Raw genomic sequence first — 22319 nt, forward strand, 5'->3', positions numbered from 1 at the left:
GCGCATGAGAAAATTTGAAGAATATTTAATGCTGTTGGGCTGTCATAAATTCCAGAACGGAGTCCGTAATGTATTTCAATTGCTCTTCTTCCAACTCTGTATGCATGGGCAGCGAAAGTACCTGATCCAGTAACAGATCTGTATTTTTAAAGTCGGCGGGGTCACTGTCCTGAAAATAAGCTTTCTGTTTCCGCAATGCGACCGGATAGTAAATCATGGCAGGAATCTCTTTTTCAGCCAGAAACTTCTGAAGTTCATTTCGCTTACCGTTTAGAATCCTTAAAGTATATTGATGAAAAACATGTGTAGAATAGTCTGCCCGCACCGGTGTAAGAAGATCAGGCTGATCCGCAAATGCCTCATCGTAATAATCGGCCGCTTTTCTGCGGGCTTCATTATAACCGTCTAACAGAGGCAGTTTTTTCCGCAGAACGGTAGCCTGAACACTGTCCAGTCGGGAATTTACGCCCACTTCGTCATGATAATACCGTTCGTACATACCGTGATTCACTATTCCGCGCAGTTTATGCGCCAGCTCGTCACTGTTGGTGAAGATAGCTCCTCCGTCGCCATAACAGCCTAAATTTTTAGACGGAAAAAATGATGTTGTACCCATTGTACCCATAGTCCCGGCCTTATGTGCGCGCCCTCCGGCAAAGGTAAACTCGGCACCGATAGCCTGAGCATTATCTTCAATAACCTCCAGCTTATTCGCTTCGGCAATCTTAAGAATATCCTGCATATTTGCGCACTGACCAAAAAGATGTACCGGAATAATCACTTTTGTCCGTGGTGTAATAGCTGCCTTCAGCTTTTCCGTGTCCATTGTGAACGTATCGTAATCAACGTCAATAAGTACAGCTTTCAGTTTCAGCAGGTGAATGACTTCAACAGTGGCGGCAAAGGTAAAATCTGCGGTAATCACTTCATCACCTTCCTCCAGGCCAAGTGCCATAAGTGCAATCTGAAGTGCATCGGTTCCGTTGGCACAGGGAATAACATGTTTCACATCCAGATAGCTTTCCAGTTCGGACTGAAAGGATTTAACCTCGGGTCCGTTTATAAATGCGGCAGATTCCAGCACATTGAGGACTGCATTGTCTACATCGCTTTTTATCTTGAAATACTGCGTTTGCAGATCTACCATCTGAATTTTCTTCATACTAAATACAATATGGTGTAAATTTACATATATTTATATATCTAAAGAAATTTATGAAAAAGTTTAGCTGTACCCTGCTCCTGCTACTTTCGGCCAGCATTTATGCACAGTCCGAACTTGTTTTTGTATACTTTGCCGACAAACCAAACAAGTCTGCTTTTTACGCCAACCCGCTGTCCGAACTTACACAGAAATCACTGAGCCGCCGGATCGCGCAGGGCATTCCGCTGAACGACCAGGACGCGCCTGTTGAACCCACCTACCTGCAGAATATCCAAAATATGGGTTTCCAGGTCGCAGATTATTCAAAATGGCTGAACGGTGTAGCAGTAATGGCTAACGCAAACCAGATACTACAGCTTCAGAATCAGCCTTTTGTACAGTCTGTTGAGAGTTTTGCCAGAAACTCCAATGCAATAGTTAAAGGACCTGCTTCGCAGAATAAATTCCCCAGTACAGCCAAGGGGCCTGCTGTTGTCTTTAATTACGGTACGGCGCTGGCGCAGACAGAACAGATTAATCTGAAAAGTTTGCATCTCGCCGGGTACACGGGTGCCGGGATAACCATTGCGGTGCTGGACACGGGATTCCCTACGGTAGATATAGGTTCCGCTTATCAGCGGCTGTGGAACAACAGTCAGATAAAAGGCGGCTACAACTTCATCAGCAAGAATACCGATATCTACAACACTTCTTTCAATCCTCATGGGTCCTATGTGCTTGGTGCAATAAGTGGCTATATTGACCAGTCCTTTGTAGGTACTGCACCGGATGCGGACCTTTATCTCTATGCCACCGAAGATGCTTCAGTGGAGATTCCGCAGGAAGAGATTTACTGGATCATGGCCGCGGAGGAAGCCGACCGGAAAGGTGTAGACGTGATAAATTCTTCACTGGGATACACCACTTTTGACGACTCCCGCTACAATTATACCTATACTGATATGAACGGCACTACTTCCTTCATCGCCCGGGGAGCACAAATTGCAGCGGAGAAAGGTATTTTTGTTGTTTCCGCAGCGGGAAACTCCGGGGCACTGACCTGGCACTATATCAGCACACCGGCCGACAACCAAAAGGTTTTTACAATCGGTTCCGTAGACTCCAGCGGAAATCCTTCGGACTTCTCCTCTTACGGGCCAAATTCGGCAGGCGTGGTGAAACCTGATGCAAGCGCGCGCGGCACCACAACAGCCACAGTATTTAATAACAATACTGTATCGGCTAGCGGCACTTCATTGGCTTCACCGCTGGCAGCGGGAGGTATTGCCTGTCTGTTGCAGGCAACTGCGCCGGGAACTTCGCGCGAATATCTGAGATCTTTACTGAGGCAAACTGCATCTCTTTTTCCAGGGACGAATCCGCAGATGGGCTACGGAATACTGAATTTCGGCAATGCATTGCAACAGTATCTGTCTACCCAATCTACCACTTTGGTAACATTCCGCATGTACCCAAACCCTGCGCGGGACCGGGTACTTTTCCAAACGTCTGAAAAAATCGAGAAAATCGAGATCTACGATCCAGCCGGCAGACTAATCCGCAGAAAACTTCCTGTGGATAACACTCTTGAAGTTGGCAGCCTGCGTCCCGGCATTTATTACCTTAACATAAAGACTGCTAAGTCTCACTATTCTGAAAAACTGATTAAAAAGTAGATTAAAGATCCAGGATTTCATGTACGGCTTCCGTGAAAGGAATTTCCGGATCCAGGATTTCAAGTATCAGGTTTTTTATCGAGACCATTGCGTCCTGTAACTCCCCTTTTGCAAACTGAAGCGGGACCACTCCTTTGCTTACTTCCGCAAAACTCCAGATTCCAGTCTGCACGTTTCGTCCTTCAAATTGTGGAAGGTTATTAATTACATAATTATAGATACAGAGCTGAAGCGCCTGTTTTTTGGAATCATTAAAGAAGAAATCTTCACGGTTTTTGTCGTCTAGAGAAACTTTCAGTTCCCTGGTTTTTCCGGTTTTATAGTCAATGATCCTCAGTGTGCCGTCCAGTTCGTCTATCCTGTCTATAAAACCGTAGAAGGAAACTTTATTGCTGTGGTTTTCATCAAGGTAAAAATCAACATCCTGAAATTCATGCTCCAATGCTATAATCCGCAGTTTGTGTCCACTCTCAATCAGCTCCCGGTCATGCTGCACTACTTTTTTTACCGCCCGAAATGCTACATTCTTATGAATATAGTTCATGCCTTTGTCATAAAACTCAGGTTGATGATTCAGATTCTCAATAGATTTGTTAATCACCTCCAGTAGCTGGTCATCAGTAAAAGTCAGATCCTGTTCTTTGAGTATCTCATTGCCAACACCTTCGTAAATAATCTGAAGGGCGTAATGAACAAGGTTACCGTAGTTCATCACTGAAAGCTCTTCTTCAATCTGGCTGGCTTCTTTGGTTTTAAGCACTTTGGTAAGATAAAAGTCAAGCGGATTATAAAGATAACCTGTAAGATGTGTTGCCGAAACCCGTGATTTCCAAATGTCCAGCTGCTCCATTACAGCCGTCGTTTTTTCTATAACAACAGGTCGTTTACTCATAGGTTCGGAAGCATTTTCAATAACTACATGTTCTATTGAGTGGAACTGATCCTCAAATTCCAACTGGGTAATAAACCGGCTCTTTTCACCCGTATTCACGCCGGAGCTAAGCGCGTTGAATAGAAGGTGGACATTCTCCGCATCCTGCAGCAAGCGGTAGAAGTGGTAGGCATAAATGCTGTCATTTTCCAGAAAAGTATGAAGATCGAAATGCGTTCTTACATCAAACGGAAGGTAAGAGTTCTGGGTATTGCCCAAAGGAAGTTTGCCTTCATTTACTGAAAGCAGAATTATATTCCGGAAATTGAGTAAACGCGTTTCCAGCAGCCCCATTACCTGTAAGCCCTGCAGCGGCTCGCCCTGAAAATCGATAGCTTCAGAATTGACCAGCTGGTTCACCAAAACTTCCAGAGTTTCCATTTTTACGGGAAAGCGGTATGGAGCAAGTTGGTTTCGTATCACTCGGAACGACTTTTCAAAATGCGAAATGTTCTCGTACTGAATATCATCCAAATCATTAAACTTCAGGTTGAAGCAGAAATCGATAATCAAATCCAGGAATGACTGTACATCCGCTGGTGGCAGGAAAAGACTGAAGTAAGACAGCTCACTTAAATGCTCCCGAAGCAGCCGTTCGGACAGATAAACAATATTTCTGGACTCAATAAAGGATTTGAATTCTGTTATGATTTCAAGATCTCTGCCGGAGTGTGGCAGTTCCTCCAGAATAGAAAACAAGTCGTTATAATAGTATGAGCCCGACTTGGTTTCCAGTTGTTTATGCAGATGAAAAAGATGTTTTACCGCATTACTGAATCCCAGATTACGCAGCGGGAAGCCCATCGTTATATTCAGAATTTCAACTTCAGACAATGCATCCAGCGTTGCTGGCAGAAGATTTTCGTCCAGCAGAACAATAGCGGTATCAGACAGATCAGGTGTTGCTTGCTTCATGCCGTCCAGGATACCCGGAAGGATCTTTGTCTGCGAGATATTCCCTGAAACTTCGTATACTTTAATATTTTTTGGCTTTTGGAAATCGTTTTCAATCCAACGGAAATCGCGGACGTTATTGAACTCTTTCCATTTTCGGTGCTCGCGCAGGAACTTTCCGGCTTCCTGTCTTTCGTCATCCACATAATAACTGTCGCCCTGAAAAAATACCTGCGCACTGTCCCACTGCAAGAGACTGCGTACAAGCTGTTCCTCTACTTTTGTAAATGCATTGAAGCCACAGAACACAAATATCTTCTCCGTTTCCTTTGCAAAGGACTCAATTTTATGTTTCACCTCCTCATGGATCATCCCGGAGGTAGCCCAGTTTTTCTCACGGAGCTTTTGCTTCAGTGCTGGTAAGAAAATGTTCATATTACGCCAGAAGGTCAGGTATTTCCTGCGAGGCATATCTTCCTGCTCACCAAGATCCTGAGCCCAGGCTTTTATACGCTCTTCATCAAACATATACTCCAGAACCGCGGAATCACTGTCGGCAAATTTCAGGATATCGTCCCAGTCTTTCAACACCGTAGGAAACCATTTTACAAATCCTGAAAAATCATCTTTCGGCAGCAGATTCAGCTCACTGTAAACTTCAAAAGCAAAAAGCCAGAGGCCGATGCCCTGCAGTCTCTGTTTTCCGGAGATTTCCAGGATCAGGTCTTCTACAGTATGAAAAGTGGGCAGAAATCCGGAGTAGCCCTTTTCCATTAGAATCCTTTTGATGAAAACAATAGGTCTCTTACCCGGCAGTACAATATTAAACCCTGATAAATCAGGGTTTTGTTTAAGAAGTTCTGTAAAAATCTTATCTAAAAAGCGCATATGAGTTTGATGTAAAATCAGGAAGCAAAATTCCCTTTGGATAAATATACCACTTTTTTGGTCTCAAAAAATTCCTCTTCAAAATGATCTTTCAGCAAATGAACTTCACAACGCAGGCCGGCAAGTTCCTCACCCAAATCACCTCCTTTTAAATAGAGCACACCGTTATGTTTTTCGTTAAACTGTTCTTTTTCAAACTTCCCGCGGAGCCATCTAAGGAATTCCGGCATCTGCGTTACTGCACGGCTCACCACGAAATGAAACTTTTCCTTCAGTTTCTCGGCACGTTCATGGATCGCAGTCACGTTCTGAAGTTCCAGAGCTTCTGCAACTGCCCGAACTACAGTTATTTTTTTACCGATGCTGTCAATAAGCGTGAATTGTGTGCCGGGAAACAGAATTGCCAGCGGAATGCCTGGAAAGCCACCGCCAGTACCGATATCCAGGACTTTGGTGCCCGGTGCGAACTCCATGATCTGAGCGATTCCCAGCGAATGCAGTACATGTTTTTCATATAGCGATTCTGTGTCTTTTCTGGAGATGACATTGATTTTCTCGTTCCAGTCTGCATAAAGGCCTTCCAGCGCATCAAACTGTTTTTTCTGGGTTTCCGTGAGTTCAGGAAAATATTTTAAAATTAGATCTGCAGACATTTTTAGTATTCTTCGCACAAAAATACTTTTCCTTTTGCGCCCGGCAAAATAATTTACAAACCCTATCTTTGTATGAATCACAATTCATCTATGGACAGACTATCAAACCGGTTAAAACGCCTGGGCTATTCCCAAACATTTGTAATGAGTAATAAGGCGCGTGAGATGCGTGCAAACGGAGCCGACGTTATAAGCCTTACGCTGGGTGAACCCGATTTTGATGTGCCTGAAAAGGTAAAACAGGCCGCGCATGATGCCATAGACCAGAATTACAGTCATTATTCGCCGGTGCCGGGTTTTCTGGAGCTACGCGAAGCCATTGCAGCAAAACTTAAACGCGATAACGGTTTAAATTACAAGCCCACGCAGATCTGTGTATCCAACGGTGCTAAGCAGGCCATCCTTAATGTACTGGCAGCCGTACTGAATGAAGGCGACGAGGTGATCCTGCCAGCGCCTTTTTGGGTAAGCTACGACGAAATGGTGAAAATGATGGACGGGACATCGGTCGTCATTAATACGTCCTACGAAAATGATTTCAAGATTACCGCAGAACAGCTGGAAGAAGCTATAACTCCGCGGACCAAAGTACTGCTGTACAGTTCGCCCTGCAATCCGTCAGGCAGCTATTATACTTATGACGAATTAAAGTCTCTGGCTGAGGTCATCGCCAAACATCCTCATATAACCGTAATTTCTGATGAGATTTACGAATATATCAACTACGAAACTACAACAAAATCCATTGCCGCCTTTGATGAAATTTACGATCAGGTAGCGGTCATCAACGGTATGTCCAAAGGCTTCGCTATGACTGGATGGCGTATAGGTTATTCCGCATGTCCTGACTGGCTGGCCAAGGCCTGCGAGAAAATTCAGGGACAAATGACGAGTGGCGCCAATACCGTAGCCCAGCGCGCTTCCTTAGCCGCACTTAATACCGATCCTGCAGAATTCAGATATATGATTGAAGAATTTCGGAAAAGAAGAGATATTTTTTACGATCTGATGAAGGACATTCCGGGATTCAAAGTTCTGCTGCCGAAGTCGGCTTTCTATCTATTTCCGGACATCTCCTATTATATCGGAAAAACGCTGAATGGGCAGGAAATTGAAAATTCAGATGATCTGGCCATGTATCTATTGGAAAATGCTCATGTAGGATCCGTGGGCGGAGTGTCTTTCGGCAGCCCTGAATGCCTAAGATTTTCTTATGCAGCTTCTGAAGCTGACCTTAGAGAGGCCGTGCGCAGAATAAAAAAGTGCCTGCAGGAATCTGTAATTGGTTCAGTAGATGAAATAAATGCGTTCTAATCATCCTGATAGTTTTTATAAATTGAAACCTGTTGTTTTAATAGACGGAACTCCGTACATTTGTATTACGAAATTAACAACAATAAATAATTAAAATTATGTCATTAGTAGGAAGAAAATTTCCAAGCATTACAGTAGATGCAATGTCTGAAATGGGTGATGATCTGAAAATTAACATTTTCGAGGAGGCAACTAAGAACAATGAGAAAATTCTGCTTTTCTGGTACCCAAAGGATTTTACCTTTGTATGCCCAACAGAACTTCACGCTTTCCAGGAAGCTTTAGGCGAATTTGAAAAAAGAAATACAAAAGTAATCGGTGCTTCCTGCGATACTAACGAGGTGCACTTCGCATGGCTTAACACAGCTAAAGAAAACGGAGGTATTGAAGGCGTAACTTATCCTATCCTTGCAGATACACACCGTCAGTTAGCCAACACTTTAGGAATCGTAGATCAGGATTTTGAGTACGATGAAGAAGGCAACGAAACCTTTACAGGTTCCAATGTAACTTACAGAGCTACTTATCTTGTTGATGAGACCGGTAAAATTTTCCATGAGTCTGTAAACGATATGCCTCTTGGCAGAAACGTTAAGGAATATCTAAGACTTATTGATGCTTATACCCACGTACAGAAGCATGGTGAGGTTTGCCCTGCCAACTGGGAAGAAGGAAAAGATGCTATGAACGCTAACCGCGAGTCTACAGCAGAATACCTTGCCAAACATCAGAACTAACATTTAAACTTTTTGAAGATATGTATACAGAACTGACTGAAGACATCCTTCAGGAAAAAATTGCAGAACACGGAAAAGTTGTAGTACAGTACGGCGCCACATGGTGCGGAAACTGCAGGATTATGAAGCCTAAGTTCAAAAAGCTGGCTGCCGAAAACGATGATATCCCATTCTATTATGTAGATGCGGAAAAGTTACCGGAAAGCAGAAAGCTGGCGAAGGTGGACAATCTGCCAACTTTTGCAGTGTTCAAAGATGGCGAACTGCTTAACCAGGTACAAACCAATCAGCAGGACAGCCTTATTAACCTTTTTAAAGAGCTAGTATAATGAAATTACCTGTTATAAGACAGTTTTACCAAAATCAAACCCCGGAAAATCTGGAGGCCACGCTGGAGGTACTGGAATCTTTTTCAGAATTCAGAGGTACTACAGAAGAAGATCTGAATGTGGTGGGAGAACTAATCACCAATATCTGCGGTGCTCTGGAGGCGCATGCCAATGTAAAAAATGGCATGAGCGAGAAAGACGCACTAAACAGCTTTGCCCAGAAAGTAATGGGCTCCATCGACAAATAACTTTTCGGTTTAGAACAGAAAAGGACTTCAGCTAAGCTGAGGTCCTTTTTTATTTACAGTTACAGGTATTAAACCTTATATAACCTCGAGGAAGCGCATAGTATCCACGTTATCGGCATAGGTGTCCAGACCGGGATTCTGAGCCTCACCAAAGCCTATCGAGTTAAGTCCAAGTTCTGACTTTGCAACGACGGTTTGAATATCCTGCTCATTTTTGGCCAGGAATTTTTTTACATCATCCAAATCAGTGTAGCGCGAAACATTGATAACGGAAAGCGGTGAGAAAAGTTTATCATCCTCTTTAAGCATCACAAAGTTATTGTCCCAGAACTGCTCAAGATTAAGCAGATAAACCGCACGGTTGTATTCGTAATTATTAGCGTATTTGTTATGGTTAATGACATCTTTGAAACCTATGAAGTTCTCAAAAAGCCTGTCAACCAGAAAATCATCCGGCATCAGGATCCGCGTAACATTACGGCAGCCAAGTCCGTAATAGCGAAAAATGTCTTCAGCCAAAAGCTGCAGTTCTTCGGGTGTTTCGTCACCTCTCAGCACAGCAACAGAAGTTCTGTTCTTGCGTATGATGCTTAAATGTTCTCTGAAGTAGAATTCGAGGTATCGCGCCGTATTATTACTGCCTGTGGCTATTACAGCATTGAAATCCTGCAACCTTTCTACAGTTTCAAACGGAACAGTCCCTCCTGACTTTTCATTCCACATTTCCAATAGGAACGGCAGCATATGCCTGTCCTTGGACGATAGTTTGATTACCGGAATATGATTGCTCAGCACCACGGCCAGAACATCATGGAAACCAACCATCGGTATATTCCCGGCCAGGATAAGTCCTACTCTTTTGGATTGCTCAGCCGTCCTGTAATCCGAAAGCCACTCTTTTAAATTCTGTTCGGTAAGCAGGCTGCTCCACTGCTTCAATGCAAAACGCTGATTTTCCTGAGTAAACCATGGATTTTCGTTCTCTGATTTCTTCAAAACGGCTTTAAAATCCAGGTCTGTTTCGTTATAGTCCGCCGGTTCCTTAGCCAGAAAATTCTGTATAAACGCGCTAACTTCACACAGTCCTGCAATCTGGTTTTCTTGATTCATATAAATTAATTGCGGGCCGAATGTTACAACCCATACAGGTGCAAAATTAACCAATTTAGGCCGAACGGAACGGAAGAGGGGCTTCCATTTCACTTTAGATTACAGAGCTTGATTAAAACCGGTGATTTTACTGGTGAAAAATCAGTTGTACAGTACGGTTTTACGCTTTTGGATGCACTATTTTTCGTAACTTTGCACCAAATTTAAAATAAGAAGTAGCTATGGCTATCAAAATAACAGATGAATGTATAAACTGTGGTGCCTGCGAACCGGAATGCCCTAATAATGCAATCTACGAAGGAGCTGTGGACTGGAAAGCTTCCGAAGGAACAGCGCTTTCCGGACGTGTGGTTATGAAGTCGGGTCTTACTGTGGATGCAGATGCGCCGCAGGAACCCGTGAGCGACGATGTTTACTTTATTGTAACCGATAAATGTACCGAGTGCATCGGCTTCCACGAGGAGCCTCAATGTGCGGCTGTTTGTCCGGTGGACTGCTGCGTACCGGATGAGGATCATGTGGAATCCCCTGAAAGTTTACTGGAGAAAAAAGCCTTCTTACACGGAGAATAATTTTAAGCCCGCTCATTTTTGGTGGGCTTTTTTTTCGCCTTGTCCATCTGACAGTACACAAAATACACAACAAAAATATTAAATGATGAAAAAACACAACTTTAGCGCAGGACCCTGCATCTTACCTCAGGAAGTTTTTACCAAATCTGCCGAAGCAATTCTGGATTTCAACGGCAGCGGACTTTCACTGCTTGAAATTTCTCACCGCAGTAAAGATTTTGTAGCCGTAATGGATGAAGCACGTGCTATTGTAAAAAGACTTATGAACCTTGGCGACGATTATGAGGTGCTCTACTTGGGTGGAGGCGCAAGCCTTCAGTTTGCTATGGTTCCTTTTAACCTTATGAAATCTGAAAACGGTAAGGCTGCTTACCTCGATACAGGCACATGGGCGGCAGGCGCAATCAAGGAAGCAAAGAAATTCGGTACGGTAGATATCCTGGGATCTTCTCAAGAATCTAACTACTCATTTATTCCAAAAGAGTACACCGCGGACAGCAGCTACGATTATTTCCACTGCACATCCAACAATACAATCTACGGCACGCAGATGAAGGAATTCCCAAAGGTTGATACACTGATGGTGTGCGATATGAGCTCCGATATTTTCTCACGCGTGGTAGATTACTCCCAATTTGACCTGATCTACGCAGGTGCGCAGAAAAACATGGGCCCCGCAGGTGTAACCCTGGTAGTGGTAAAGAAAAGTATTTTGGGCCAGACGGGTCGCGACATACCTTCCATCCTGGATTATGAGCAGCATATCTCTAAAGAATCGATGTACAACACCCCTCCGGTATTTCCGGTATATGCCACTTTGCTTACACTGCAGCACCTGGAAAATAATGGCGGAATTGCCGCGGCTGAGGCAAGAAACACTGCAAAAGCAGCACTGCTGTACGGAGAAATCGACAGAAACCCCCTTTTTGAAACCTTCTGCGTTCCGGAAGACCGTTCCGTGATGAATATCTCCTTTAAACTTCTGGATGAGTCCAAAAAAGAAGCATTCGAAAGCGCCTGGAAAGCTGCGGGAATCAGCGGACTTAACGGACACCGAAGTCTGGGTGGCTACCGCGCCAGTATGTACAATGCACTGCCACTGGAAAGTGTAGAGGTTCTTGTTAATGTAATGAAATCCTTGTAAACGAATAATAAAACTTACCCTCTATATTCCAAAATTTATGAAAGTTTTAGCTAACGACGGAATTTCCAAAGCAGGAGAAAATAAACTTAAAGAAGGCGGCATTGAACTTGTGGACGCAAAAGTATCACAGGAACATCTGATCGGTTTCATTAACGATAATAAAGTAGACGTGCTGCTTGTACGCAGCGCCACTAAAGTTAGACAAGATCTCATTGATGCCTGTCCTACACTGAAAATTATAGGACGCGGCGGCGTGGGCATGGATAATATTGATGTTGAATACGCAATTGAAAAAGGTCTTTATGTCATAAATACACCAAATGCTTCTTCACGATCTGTAGCCGAATTGGTTTTTGCTCATTTCTTCAGCCTCGCAAGATTTCTGCACGAATCCAACCGTATGATGCCGCTGGAAGGCGATACACAGTTTAACGCACTCAAAAAATCTTACAGCAATGCCTCCGAACTTGAAGCCAAGACGCTGGGTGTGATTGGTTTTGGCGGCATAGGCCAGGAGGTGGTTAAGATGGGAATTTCACTGGGGATGAAGGTGAAAGTGCTTACCCGAAAACCACGGACTGAAACACTTAGCCTGAACTTTTTTGACGGCCAAACAGTAAGTTTTGATATTACTTCCACTACTGACTATGCAGAGTTTCTGAAGGATACAGATTTCATCAGCATTAACACACCTAAAACTGAGGGCTATGTTTTAGATACACCTCAGTTCGGGATGATGAAGGATGGTGTTTATATCGTGAATACGGCCAGAGGCGGTGTTGTAAACGAAGTAACGCTTCTCGATTTCATTGAATCGGGCAAGATTGCCGGTGCGGCACTGGACGTTTTTGAAAATGAACCGACTCCCGAACTGCCTTTACTTATGAATCCCAATCTTTCGCTTACTCCGCACCTTGGCGGTAACACGCTGGATGCGCAGGAAAAGATTGGCACTGAGCTGGCTGAGCAGATCATCGCAATTAAGAACTCAATTGCGTAACGATGCCTATATTCAAACCATTTCGCGGCATCCGTCCGCACGAAGACTTTCTGGATGTTTTTCCCACACATCCGCTGGATAATTTTACGCAGGAAGAGATCAACAGGAAAGCGCAGGAGGACTACTCCTATGTACAGATGATCAAGCCGTATGTTGTAAGCAAATCCAAAGATATTGACCGTAACCTCAGAAAGATAAGGACGAATTTTGAAGAACTTCTGGATGAAAAGAAACTGATTCAGGACGCCTCATCCTACTATCTATATGAACAGATTAAGCCCGATAAAACCGTTTTCCGCGGCCTGCTCGGCCTTGTCTCTGTGGAGGATTTCTGGGACGGAAAAATAAAAAGGCATGAAAGTACTATCCCGCAGAAAAAGGAAAAATTAGCGCAGTACCTTGATAAAGTGAGCCTGCAGGCCGAACCTGTACTTCTAACTTATCCGGCCAACTCCAAAGTGGAGCTGCTGATGAACCATGAGGAGAAAAATGTACCTCTGCTTAATTACTATGACAGTCAAGGCATCCGCCACAAGGTGTGGAAAATTGACAACCGTCTGAAAATGCAGCAGTTCAAGGAAGTTTTGGAGCAAATTGACTCTTTTTATATTGCCGATGGACATCACAGGATCGGGTCTACAGCTCTGAACGCGAAAAATCATAAGGAGAAAAACAAAAAGCATAAAGGTACTGAAGCCTATAATTATGTCTTTAGCTTCATTGTTTCCAATCAGTCTATTAAGATCCACGATTATAACCGGATTGTAAAGGACAGGAACGGACTTACCAGCGAACAGATCCTGGAGAAACTGGACCGGTATTTCGATATACATGATAAAGGCGAAGAACCTTATTATCCCTCACAGAAATTCCACATCTCAATGTACATGGATGGGAAATTTTATTCACTGCACGTAAAGCACAGTCTGCGTAATGCTGATGTCTCCAAAGATAATTTGGACCATCACCTGCTGGATAAATATGTCCTGAAGGATATCCTTGCAATTGAAAATACAGACAGCTCAGACCGAATAAAATACGTTAAAGGAAATTCAACTGTGGAAGGTATCCGCAAAATGAAGGCTGAGGCTGACCTGGACGAAGGGCAGATTGGTTTTGGTGTCTATCCTGTGAGTTTCAATGAGATGCTTAAGATTTCGGACAACAGGATTAGCATGCCGCCCAAATGTACTTATATTGAACCGAAGCTCATTACTGCTTTGGTCATGTATGACATGAAGTAAATTTCTTATTTTTGGTTCCTGAAAGGAAAAAAATGAAAAAAACCATATTTATCATTCCACTCTTTTTGGGTGGAATTTTACTTTCCCAGCGTAAACCTGCTCCACAGCCCAGGGTAGATTTCGCAGGTGAATTCCGCAGGATTTCCGATGAAGTTATGCTGAACAGCAATGCTTACGAAAACCTGCGCGAATTGGTGAAGGGCATCGGTCCCCGTTTTGCCGCAACCCCGGCATATGACAAAGCAGTTATCTGGGCAGAGAAAAAATTTGCGGAGAATGGTGCTTCCACTGTCCGGAGGCAGGATGTTATGGTCCCCATCTGGGAACGTGGCCGCGAAAGCGTACAGATAAAGACAGCCGGTGGCAGCTGGAAAAGTTTGCCGGCGCTGGCTTTAGGAACATCTGAAGGCACCGCCGGTAAAGACCTCACAGGCGAAATTATTTTCGCCAAAGACCTGGCTGAATTTGCCAAAATGTTTCCGAGTGATGTGAAGGATAAGATTGTTTTCTTCAATTACGGCTTTGACCAAACCATCATTAACCCAAATGAAGCCTATCTTATTGCGGGAAAATACCGTTGGTCTACACCTTCCCTGGCCAGCAGGAAAGGGGCAAAAGCTGTGCTTACGCGCTCGGCAACGTCGGCTTCAGACGATGTGCCGCATACAGGAAGTGTATATTATGACGTACTGGACAAGAACAAGATTCCAGCTCTGTCCATCGGTGCCCGCAGTGCAGATGAACTGGAACAGTTGCTGAAGAAGCAGACCGTCACAGTTAAAATTAACACAACTTCTGCAACCAAAGGTGAAAAGGTCAACCATAATGTGATTGCTGAGATTCCGGGGAATAAGGACAACAGTGTAATCGTAATCGGAGCCCATTTGGATTCCTGGGATATTTCTGAGGGGGCACATGATAATGGTGCCGGCGTGGTGCAGGTTCTTGAAGTACTGCGGGTCTTTAAAAAACTGGAAATCAAAAACAGGCATACTTTGCGTTTTGTTCTTTTTGCCAATGAAGAAAACGGCGTACATGGCGGCGAAACCTATGCAGCTGGCGTAAAAAAATCCGGTGAGAAACATATTTTCGCCATAGAAAGCGATGCCGGTGGCTATTCGCCACGCGGGATTTCACTGGATATGATTCCGCAGCGACGGCGGCTCGTATTTGCATGGAAAAACCTTTTCCTGCCTTACGGAGTGTACGATTTCTCCCAGGAAACTTCCGGACAGGATATAGCGCCCCTCAAAAAACTGGGAGTGCCTCTGGCAGAACTTGTTCCGGATATGCAGCGCTACTTCGACATCCATCATACCAGCCAGGACACTTTTGACAAAGTAAACAAACGTGAACTTAACCTGGGCGCCGTGGCTATGGCACAGATGGTTTATATGATAGACCAAAACTGGTAATGAAAAAACCATATTATAGTTTTCCGGGTGGTAACAAAAATAAAACAGGCTGTCCCGAAAGAGACAGCCTGTTTATATTAATTGATTTGATTAATTAATTTTAACCAATTCCACATCGAAAACCAACCACGCATTTGGTGGGATAATTCCGCCGGCACCGTTTGGACCGTAAGCAAGGTCAGAAGGAATAAGCAAAGTAGCGGTTTCGCCTTCTTTCAGCATCAGGATACCTTCGTCCCATCCTTTGATTACGCGTCCTGTTCCTACCGGAAACTCCAGAGGCTCACCTCTTTTGTATGAGCTGTCGAACTCCATTCCGTCAATCAGGCGGCCTGCATAATGTACAGCAACCATATCACCTGCTTTAGGCTCTTTACCCGCAACGGTTTTTGTAATCTTATAATAAAGACCGGATGCAGTTTTCTGCATACCAGCGGCCATTTCATCTACCAGTCTCTGCTGATTGGCTTTGAATTCAGCTTCTTTTTTTGCCTTCTCTTCTTCCATTCTGGAAAGAAACGTCTTGTTATTTTCCTGAATCTTACCTTTACCCTCTTCGAAAAGCTTTGTAGCATCGTAGTTCTTGTATCTGTCGCCTTTGCTGAAAATTGAAACCTTCTCCAGAACGATGTCCGTTTTAGGCTTATCCTGAGGCCCTTTTTCTACTGCTGCAATGGTATCGATAACGTCCACACCGTTTACCACTTTTCCAAAAACTGTATGTTTTCCGTCCAGCCATGGTGTCGGTATCTGAGTGATGAAAAACTGGGATCCGTTGGTGTTTGGACCGGAGTTCGCCATGGAAAGTACCCCTTTCACATCATGCTTAAGGTCGTTTTTCTCATCAGCAAACTTGTAGCCCGGATCGCCCATACCTGTTCCCTGGGGGTCGCCACCCTGGATCATGAAATCCGAGATCACACGGTGAAAGATAGTACCGTCGTAAAATGGAATTCCCTTTGATTTGGATTTGTTAGCAATAGTTCCCTCGGCAAGCCCTACAAAGTTAGCCACTGTAACCGGCGATTTCACATCTTCCAGTTTTACGATCATGTTACCCTTGGTGGTTTGGAGGTGAGCATAAAGCCCGTCATTCAAACCTTCGTACGTTTGTTTGTCTACATTCATCTTTTTATATATTGGTGTGCAGCTAAATAGCGTTAATCCCGCTATTGCCAAAATTGTATATTTCCTGAACATTCCTGTTTTATTAAAGTTAATGCTAAAAGCATGGCGAAAATACGGAATTCGGCCCAAATAATAAAACAAAAAGTCAGGCAAGAATGCCTGACCCTGATCTTAAAAGTATATTAATTATACAGTCTGAAGTACATCTTTTTCAACCTTCTCTCTCCAGCCGAAAGGATCTTCAGCCGCATTGGTCTGAATGTCCACAAGAGCTTTCTTCAGCGAAAGCGCAAAGCTTTCCTCTTCCGAAAGTACAGGAAGTTCAAAATTCTCGCCCTGATACCCGTAAGATTTAAAAGCTGTAGTTACAACCGCGGTTCCTACACCCCAAATTTCCTTAAGGCTTCCGTCTTTCTGAGCTGCCAGAACATCTTTTACTGCAATAGGTTCTACCCTTACGTCAATGCCTTTATGCTTAGCCAGTGTAATGAAACTGTCTCTTGTAACGCCGTCCAGAATCTTTTCAGAAGTTGGAGGTGTATATATAGTATTGCCTATTCTTACAAACACGTTCATCGTACCGCTTTCTTCAAAATACTCGTGCGTACTGTCGTCAGTCCAGATAATCTGCTCGTAACCTTCGTCGTTAGCAAGTTGTGTAGGATAGAAAGATGCTGCATAGTTGCCGGCCGCTTTTGCAAATCCAACGCCGCCGCTGGCCGCACGGGAATAATAATCTGAGATCTTAACAGAAACCGGTGCGCTGTAATAACTTGTAGCCGGTGCAGCTACGATTGCGAACATGTATTTATTGGATACCCTGGCCTTCAAACCTTCCTCAGTAGCAAATATAAGCGGACGGATGTAAAGTGATTTTCCTTCTCCTGTAGGAATCCATGCTCGGTCTATATCCATAAGCGCTTTCAGACCGCCTACGAAAACCTCTTCAGGAATTTCAGGCATTGCAAGACGCTTAGCGGATTTATTGATCCTCTCGAAATTTTTATTTACACGGAAAAGGTATACTTCATCACTACTGTCTTTATACGCCTTCATACCTTCAAAACAGGCTTGGCCATAATTGAAAGCCATATTGGACGGAGAAAATGGAAGAGGTCCGTAAGGCATTAACTTTGCCTCACCCCAGGCACCGTTTTCATACTCACATATAATCATATGGTCTGTGAAGTGGTCTCCGAATGAGTAGTTTTCTGGATCAAAGGAAGAAATCCTTGAATTTTCGGTTTTTTGGATTATCATTTCTTAATTTTTTTAAACGTGTTTTACAACTCTAAATAATTTTTTAAATATACATATTTTAGTTTAAATTTGGAAAAAAATAAGTTGAAAAGAGAAGTAAAAGTCACCAGTGACGGCAGTAAAACATTGCATATCAATGATTTAAATGAAAGTTACCATTCGCATCATGGTGCCCTTCAGGAAGCCAAACATGTATTTATAGATAATGGATTAAAACTGATTGATGATTACGAAATTAATATTTTAGAACTGGGTTTTGGAACAGGTTTGAATGTTTTAGTAACTATTAATGAGTTTTTAAAAACTGATAAAAATCATAAAATTAACTATTTCGCGCTTGAAAAGTATCCCGTAACAATGTCTGAGGTTGAAGATTTGGGCTATAATACACTTTTTGAGCGTGACGAGTTAAAGCAGTTTTATAAAAAAATCCATGAGGCAGACTGGGAGGCGGAGGTAGAAATATTGCCCAACTTTACCCTCAAAAAGATAAGATGCGATTTTCACGACCTGCCAACTATAGAACTCAGAAAAATTAACCTGGTATATTATGACTGTTTTGGTGCGCGGGTACAGCCAGACCTATGGGAGCTGCCCCTTTTTGCTGCTGTAGCCAATAAAATGAGCGCCGGCGGATTGCTTACAACCTACTCCAGTAAAGGATCGGTACGCCGGAATCTGAAATCACTGGATTTTGAAGTGGAGAAAAAGGCAGGACCACCGGGAAAACGCGAGATGCTCATCGCCTGGAAAAAATTGACCGAAACCAAAAAATAATGTACTTTTAGACCAAACTATAGTTAATGATCAATAAGACGAACGTTCGGATTTATGCGTGCGCTATAAAAAACGGGAGCGTACTGGTGCTTCATGAAGAATATGCAGGTGAACACCTTATGAAGTTTCCCGGTGGCGGGCTGGAATATGGCGAAGGCGTACTGGACTGCCTGCACCGTGAGTTTGAAGAGGAACTGAATGCGAAGATACGCGTTATCGGACATCTGTATACTCAGGAAAATTTTGAAGTTTCACGCTTCCGGGAAAACGAACAGCTTCTTACCATTTATTATATGGTAGAAATTTTAGATGAAACCGACTTCCTTATAATGGACCCCTGCATTGAAAAAGTAGAATGGCTGCCAGTTGATACACCGGAAAATAATTTTCCACTCCCTGTAGATAGGATAGCTTTTGACAAGCTTAAAGAAAGGTTAGCCGGATAATCACTTTGTGACTCTGTAGTTCTGCGCGCCAGGATAGGGCTGCAGGTAACCATAGTTCCAGTTGGACTGAAGAAGCGACTCTATATAAAGGTCCGTGCGGTTGCGGTAGGGATCGTAAGGTTCCTTGATGTCAACTTCGGCAATATTTCCCTTTACATTCCACCAAAAGGCGCTCCAGCCACCACGTAACTCCCGGATAATCTCGAATACTGTTTTGCCAGTTCCGCGGTGCATCAGTTTAGCAAAGACACGACCTTCAGTTGTTGTTAAATCACGCAATTGTTTTTCGTACTGATTAGCCAGATTTGCCTGACGTTCTCTAATATATTTCTTTTGTGTATTTCGGTCCATGGTCGCGATATCAGCTTGGATTCCATTGTACTGCGCAAGTGCAGCTACAAAAAGCGGGTAAACACGGGCCAGCTTTTTATTAAGGAAAAAATAATAATTGCGGTCCAGCTGATTATTAAAGACAGGGCCTTTCTTAAGCACCAATTCATCCATAATTACAACAGTCTCACCATTGATTTCATAAATTTTTGCTTTCTGATCTTCATCGTAGAAGTACTTCTGACCAAATTCATCCACCTTTAGTTGATCTTGGGGATATTCACTCAGAGATTTTACCATTATCGTGTCCTGCGCCTTTACGGACACCGTTACAAACAGGAGAAAGACCAAAAGGGTCTGATATATTTTCATTATTTTTACAGTCTCAAAAATCCACAAACTAACGCAAATATTATTCCCTTTCCATGAATTTCAGCAAGAAATCAATTAAGTTTTTAGAATCATATTTAAATACTTCATCTCCAACCGGTTACGAACACGACGGCCAGAAAATATGGATGGATTATATTCGACCGTATGTTGATAAAGTTGAATTTGACCATTATGGGACCTGTTACGGAATTGTAAATCCTGAAGCACCCTTCAAGGTGGTAATTGAAGCTCATGCAGATGAGATTTCATGGTACGTAAATTACATCACGGACGACGGCCTGATTTATGTGATCCGTAACGGCGGTTCCGACCAAATGATCGCACCTTCGAAAGTGGTACATATTCATGGTGAAAAAGGAATTGTGAAAGGAGTCTTCGGCTGGCCTGCTATCCATACCAGAGGTATAAGTTCAGATGAACCGGTCCCTAAGCTTGAAAATATATTTATTGACTGTGGTGCTACTACTAAGAAGGAGGTTGAGGAGCTGGGAGTTTTTGTAGGCTGTATGATTACCTACCCCGATGAGTTCTTTGAACTGAATGACCGCTATTTCGTGTGCCGTGCTCTGGATAACAGAATTGGAGGTTTTATGATTGCGGAAGTGGCGCGCCTTCTTAAGGAAAACGGAAACCAACTGCCTTTTGGCCTTTACGTTACCAATTCGGTGCAGGAAGAAGTGGGTCTGTACGGTGCACATATGATTGCTGAAACACTGAAACCCAATATCGCCATCGTTACGGATGTTACTCATGACACCACTACCCCGATGATCGAGAAGAAAAAAGAGGGCGACCAGAAATGCGGCGACGGACCTGTTGTGTTTTATGCACCAAGTGTCCATCACAACATTCGCCAACTCATAGTAGATACGGCCAAACTTAAAGAAATACCCTTCCAGCGTGCGGCTGCCAGCCGTGCCACAGGTACAGACACCGACGCCTTTGCCCATTCTAATGGTGGTGTTCCGTCGGCGTTGATATCACTTCCACTACGCTATATGCACACAACCGTGGAAATGGTTTCCAAAGAAGATGTTGCCAATGTAATCCAGCTCATCTACGAAACACTGCTTCGAATTGAACCTGAAATGAATTTGAAATATCACGCTAAGTAAATATATAATGAAGAACAAAATGATTGCCCCTTCCCTGCTGTCCGCAGATTTCGGTAACCTGGAAAGGGATATTAACATGCTGAACAACTCCCAGGCAGACTGGCTGCATATCGATGTTATGGACGGGCGCTTTGTGCCGAACATTTCATTTGGCTTTCCTGTGATGAAAACTGTACAGCAGCATGCGAAAAAGTTTGTGGACGTGCACCTTATGATTGTAGAGCCGGAAAAGTATGTGGAAGATTTTATTGCGCACGGTGCCGACCTCGTTTCCGTTCATTATGAAGCATGTGTGCACCTGCACCGTACCATCAGACTAATTCAGGACAATGGAGCAAAAGCCGGAGTGGTTCTTAATCCTTCAACCCCGGTACTGATGCTGGAAGACATTATTTCTGAGGTGGATCTCGTACTGCTGATGAGTGTGAACCCCGGATTTGGCGGTCAGAAATTCATTGAAAACACATACAAGAAGATTTCAGAAACCAAAGACCTTATCCTTAACAATAATTCAACAGCGCTTATTCAGGTGGACGGTGGTGTCAATTTGGAGAACGCCTCCCGACTGTTTGAAGCCGGTGCCGACGTTCTTGTAGCCGGAAATGCTGTTTTCAGCAGCGAAAACCCGGAAAAGACTATCGAGCTACTGAAAATATAGCTGATTAAAGCGAAGGAGCATACTAAACTGTAACTTAATCACTTGCGCGGGCGTATTATTTATAAACGCCTGCCATGTTTGAAAAGTTTATTGAAGGTTATTCGTTCTTCAAGATCGTGCTCTCGCCTCTGCTAATTGGATCCGTGCTGGGCTTAGCCCTTTATCTCTATACGGACCGCAGCCAAACGGGAGCAGTGCTTTTCGGAGCGTGCATCCTTCTCGGTTTGATTAGCGGTATCATTTGGGCAGCCCGGATAAGCGGTAAATATGGCGCACACTATTTTATATCGCGCACTGAGGCCAGCGAAGATATAAGCGAGGCCGTAAGAGAAGACAAGATGAAAAGCGACACTGCAGACACCGATAATTTGTAAAACAGATCACTGTACGATATAAATTTCAGCGTTTTTGCCTGATTTTTATTGACAAAAAAAGCCGTACTTTTCTAATTGAACAGTACGGCTTTTATATTTACTAAATTAAATTATAACTTAGAATATTTCTCTGCCGGAAAAATGGAACTGAGCTTCAATAAGTGCATTTTCATCAGAATCTGAACCATGTACCGCATTCTCGCCTACACTTCTTGCGAACATTTTTCTGATTGTACCTTCTGCAGCATCAGCAGGGTTGGTAGCACCAATAAGCGTTCTGAAATCTTCAACAGCATTTTCCTTCTCCAATACTGCGGCAACAATAGGACCTGAACTCATAAATTCCACCAGCTCGCCGTAAAAAGGACGCTCACTGTGAACTTCGTAAAATTTCTTAGCGTCGCCTAATGTAAGTTGGGTAAGCTTCAGCGCTTTAATTTTGAATCCGGCTTCGGCAATTTTTCCTAAAATTGCGCCTATGTGCCCGTCTGCAACTGCATCCGGCTTAATCATCGTAAATGTGATCCCTGACATATATC

23 protein-coding genes are annotated in these 22319 nt (G+C 43.5%); 15 read left to right on the forward strand and 8 right to left on the reverse strand.

The genetic code is table 11. The features are described 5' to 3' along the window. Nucleotides 1-25: 25 nt before the first annotated feature. A complete protein-coding gene (locus H1R16_RS01530; RefSeq protein WP_181885994.1) occupies nucleotides 26-1162 on the reverse strand; it encodes a DegT/DnrJ/EryC1/StrS family aminotransferase in 1137 nt (378 codons plus the stop codon). 53 nt (nucleotides 1163-1215) lie between these two features. Between H1R16_RS01530 and H1R16_RS01535 the strand changes: the two genes are divergently transcribed. Next, nucleotides 1216-2820, forward strand: coding sequence for a S8 family peptidase (locus H1R16_RS01535; protein WP_181885993.1), 1605 nt, complete (start codon nucleotides 1216-1218; stop codon nucleotides 2818-2820). Between the two features lies 1 nt (nucleotide 2821). On the opposite strand, the gene H1R16_RS01540 is transcribed toward H1R16_RS01535, so the two are convergent. Both H1R16_RS01540 and rsmG read right to left on the reverse strand, forming a co-directional pair. After that, a complete protein-coding gene (locus H1R16_RS01540) occupies nucleotides 2822-5533 on the reverse strand; it encodes a PD-(D/E)XK nuclease family protein (protein ID WP_181885992.1) in 2712 nt (903 codons plus the stop codon). A gap of 17 nt (nucleotides 5534-5550) precedes the next feature. Continuing rightward, nucleotides 5551-6186: a 16S rRNA (guanine(527)-N(7))-methyltransferase RsmG gene (rsmG, locus tag H1R16_RS01545; RefSeq protein WP_181885991.1), complete on the reverse strand. Its 636-nt coding sequence runs from the start codon at nucleotides 6184-6186 to the stop codon at nucleotides 5551-5553. 90 nt (nucleotides 6187-6276) lie between these two features. On the opposite strand from rsmG, the gene H1R16_RS01550 reads away from it, so the two are divergent. The 4 genes from H1R16_RS01550 to H1R16_RS01565 all read left to right on the forward strand — a co-directional run bounded on the left by H1R16_RS01550 (nucleotide 6277) and on the right by H1R16_RS01565 (nucleotide 8814). Then, nucleotides 6277-7500 (forward strand): pyridoxal phosphate-dependent aminotransferase, encoded by a 1224-nt coding sequence (locus H1R16_RS01550; RefSeq protein WP_181885990.1) that lies wholly within the window; start codon nucleotides 6277-6279, stop codon nucleotides 7498-7500. A 98-nt stretch (nucleotides 7501-7598) separates the two neighbouring features. Continuing rightward, the gene (locus H1R16_RS01555; RefSeq protein ID WP_181885989.1) at nucleotides 7599-8237 is read left to right on the forward strand and encodes a peroxiredoxin; all 639 of its coding nucleotides are present in this window, start codon (nucleotides 7599-7601) and stop codon (nucleotides 8235-8237) included. Between the two features lie 20 nt (nucleotides 8238-8257). Then, nucleotides 8258-8566 (forward strand): thioredoxin family protein, encoded by a 309-nt coding sequence (locus H1R16_RS01560; protein WP_181885988.1) that lies wholly within the window; start codon nucleotides 8258-8260, stop codon nucleotides 8564-8566. Further along, nucleotides 8566-8814 carry a DUF6952 family protein gene (locus tag H1R16_RS01565; protein WP_181885987.1) on the forward strand — a complete coding sequence of 83 codons (249 nt, stop codon included), beginning with the start codon at nucleotides 8566-8568 and terminating at the stop codon, nucleotides 8812-8814. Before H1R16_RS01560 ends, H1R16_RS01565 begins: the two co-directional genes overlap by 1 nt. 75 nt (nucleotides 8815-8889) lie before the next feature. Here the strand turns inward: H1R16_RS01565 and H1R16_RS01570 are convergent, their stop codons facing one another. Next, entirely contained in the window at nucleotides 8890-9924 is a 1035-nt protein-coding gene (locus H1R16_RS01570; RefSeq protein ID WP_181885986.1) for an acyl-CoA reductase, read from the reverse strand. Between the two features lie 221 nt (nucleotides 9925-10145). Between H1R16_RS01570 and H1R16_RS01575 the strand changes: the two genes are divergently transcribed. From H1R16_RS01575 to H1R16_RS01595, 5 genes are all read left to right on the forward strand, one after another. Further along, nucleotides 10146-10496, forward strand: coding sequence for a 4Fe-4S binding protein (locus H1R16_RS01575; RefSeq protein ID WP_181885985.1), 351 nt, complete (start codon nucleotides 10146-10148; stop codon nucleotides 10494-10496). Nucleotides 10497-10581: 85 nt separating this feature from the next. Next, nucleotides 10582-11640, forward strand: a complete 1059-nt coding sequence (gene serC / locus H1R16_RS01580) for a 3-phosphoserine/phosphohydroxythreonine transaminase (protein ID WP_181886762.1) — start codon at nucleotides 10582-10584, stop codon at nucleotides 11638-11640. Nucleotides 11641-11677: 37 nt separating this feature from the next. Next, nucleotides 11678-12640 carry a D-2-hydroxyacid dehydrogenase gene (locus H1R16_RS01585; RefSeq protein WP_181885984.1) on the forward strand — a complete coding sequence of 321 codons (963 nt, stop codon included), beginning with the start codon at nucleotides 11678-11680 and terminating at the stop codon, nucleotides 12638-12640. Between the two features lie 2 nt (nucleotides 12641-12642). After that, entirely contained in the window at nucleotides 12643-13884 is a 1242-nt protein-coding gene (locus H1R16_RS01590) for a DUF1015 domain-containing protein (RefSeq protein WP_181885983.1), read from the forward strand. A 32-nt stretch (nucleotides 13885-13916) separates the two neighbouring features. Continuing rightward, the gene (locus H1R16_RS01595; RefSeq protein WP_181885982.1) at nucleotides 13917-15299 is read left to right on the forward strand and encodes a M20/M25/M40 family metallo-hydrolase; all 1383 of its coding nucleotides are present in this window, start codon (nucleotides 13917-13919) and stop codon (nucleotides 15297-15299) included. Nucleotides 15300-15389: 90 nt separating this feature from the next. Here the strand turns inward: H1R16_RS01595 and H1R16_RS01600 are convergent, their stop codons facing one another. Together H1R16_RS01600 and H1R16_RS01605 are read right to left on the reverse strand one after the other, a co-directional pair. Further along, nucleotides 15390-16427 carry a peptidylprolyl isomerase gene (locus H1R16_RS01600; RefSeq protein ID WP_181885981.1) on the reverse strand — a complete coding sequence of 346 codons (1038 nt, stop codon included), beginning with the start codon at nucleotides 16425-16427 and terminating at the stop codon, nucleotides 15390-15392. Between the two features lie 186 nt (nucleotides 16428-16613). Beyond that, a complete protein-coding gene (locus H1R16_RS01605) occupies nucleotides 16614-17687 on the reverse strand; it encodes a branched-chain amino acid aminotransferase (RefSeq protein ID WP_181885980.1) in 1074 nt (357 codons plus the stop codon). Nucleotides 17688-17771: 84 nt separating this feature from the next. Here H1R16_RS01605 and mnmD point away from each other — a divergent pair, with 84 nt between their 5' ends. Both mnmD and H1R16_RS01615 read left to right on the forward strand, forming a co-directional pair. Further along, a complete protein-coding gene (gene mnmD, locus H1R16_RS01610; RefSeq protein ID WP_181885979.1) occupies nucleotides 17772-18464 on the forward strand; it encodes a tRNA (5-methylaminomethyl-2-thiouridine)(34)-methyltransferase MnmD in 693 nt (230 codons plus the stop codon). A 26-nt stretch (nucleotides 18465-18490) separates the two neighbouring features. Next, on the forward strand, nucleotides 18491-18910 hold the full coding sequence (locus H1R16_RS01615; protein WP_181885978.1) for an NUDIX domain-containing protein: 420 nt from the start codon (nucleotides 18491-18493) through the stop codon (nucleotides 18908-18910). Here the strand turns inward: H1R16_RS01615 and H1R16_RS01620 are convergent, their stop codons facing one another. After that, on the reverse strand, nucleotides 18911-19612 hold the full coding sequence (locus H1R16_RS01620; RefSeq protein ID WP_181885977.1) for a DUF4294 domain-containing protein: 702 nt from the start codon (nucleotides 19610-19612) through the stop codon (nucleotides 18911-18913). A gap of 53 nt (nucleotides 19613-19665) precedes the next feature. Here H1R16_RS01620 and H1R16_RS01625 point away from each other — a divergent pair, with 53 nt between their 5' ends. The 3 genes from H1R16_RS01625 (at nucleotide 19666) to H1R16_RS01635 (ending at nucleotide 21780) form a co-directional block, all read left to right on the forward strand. Then, nucleotides 19666-20748, forward strand: a complete 1083-nt coding sequence (locus H1R16_RS01625) for a M28 family peptidase (RefSeq protein ID WP_181885976.1) — start codon at nucleotides 19666-19668, stop codon at nucleotides 20746-20748. Between the two features lie 7 nt (nucleotides 20749-20755). Continuing rightward, nucleotides 20756-21406 carry a ribulose-phosphate 3-epimerase gene (gene rpe, locus H1R16_RS01630; protein WP_181885975.1) on the forward strand — a complete coding sequence of 217 codons (651 nt, stop codon included), beginning with the start codon at nucleotides 20756-20758 and terminating at the stop codon, nucleotides 21404-21406. A gap of 74 nt (nucleotides 21407-21480) precedes the next feature. Continuing rightward, nucleotides 21481-21780, forward strand: a complete 300-nt coding sequence (locus tag H1R16_RS01635; protein WP_181885974.1) for a hypothetical protein — start codon at nucleotides 21481-21483, stop codon at nucleotides 21778-21780. Between the two features lie 117 nt (nucleotides 21781-21897). Here the strand turns inward: H1R16_RS01635 and H1R16_RS01640 are convergent, their stop codons facing one another. Continuing rightward, nucleotides 21898-22314 carry a nucleoside-diphosphate kinase gene (locus H1R16_RS01640; RefSeq protein ID WP_181885973.1) on the reverse strand — a complete coding sequence of 139 codons (417 nt, stop codon included), beginning with the start codon at nucleotides 22312-22314 and terminating at the stop codon, nucleotides 21898-21900. Between the last annotated feature and the right edge of the window lie 5 nt (nucleotides 22315-22319).

It is taken from the genome of Marnyiella aurantia (assembly GCF_014041915.1).
Classification (GTDB): domain Bacteria; phylum Bacteroidota; class Bacteroidia; order Flavobacteriales; family Weeksellaceae; genus Marnyiella; species Marnyiella aurantia.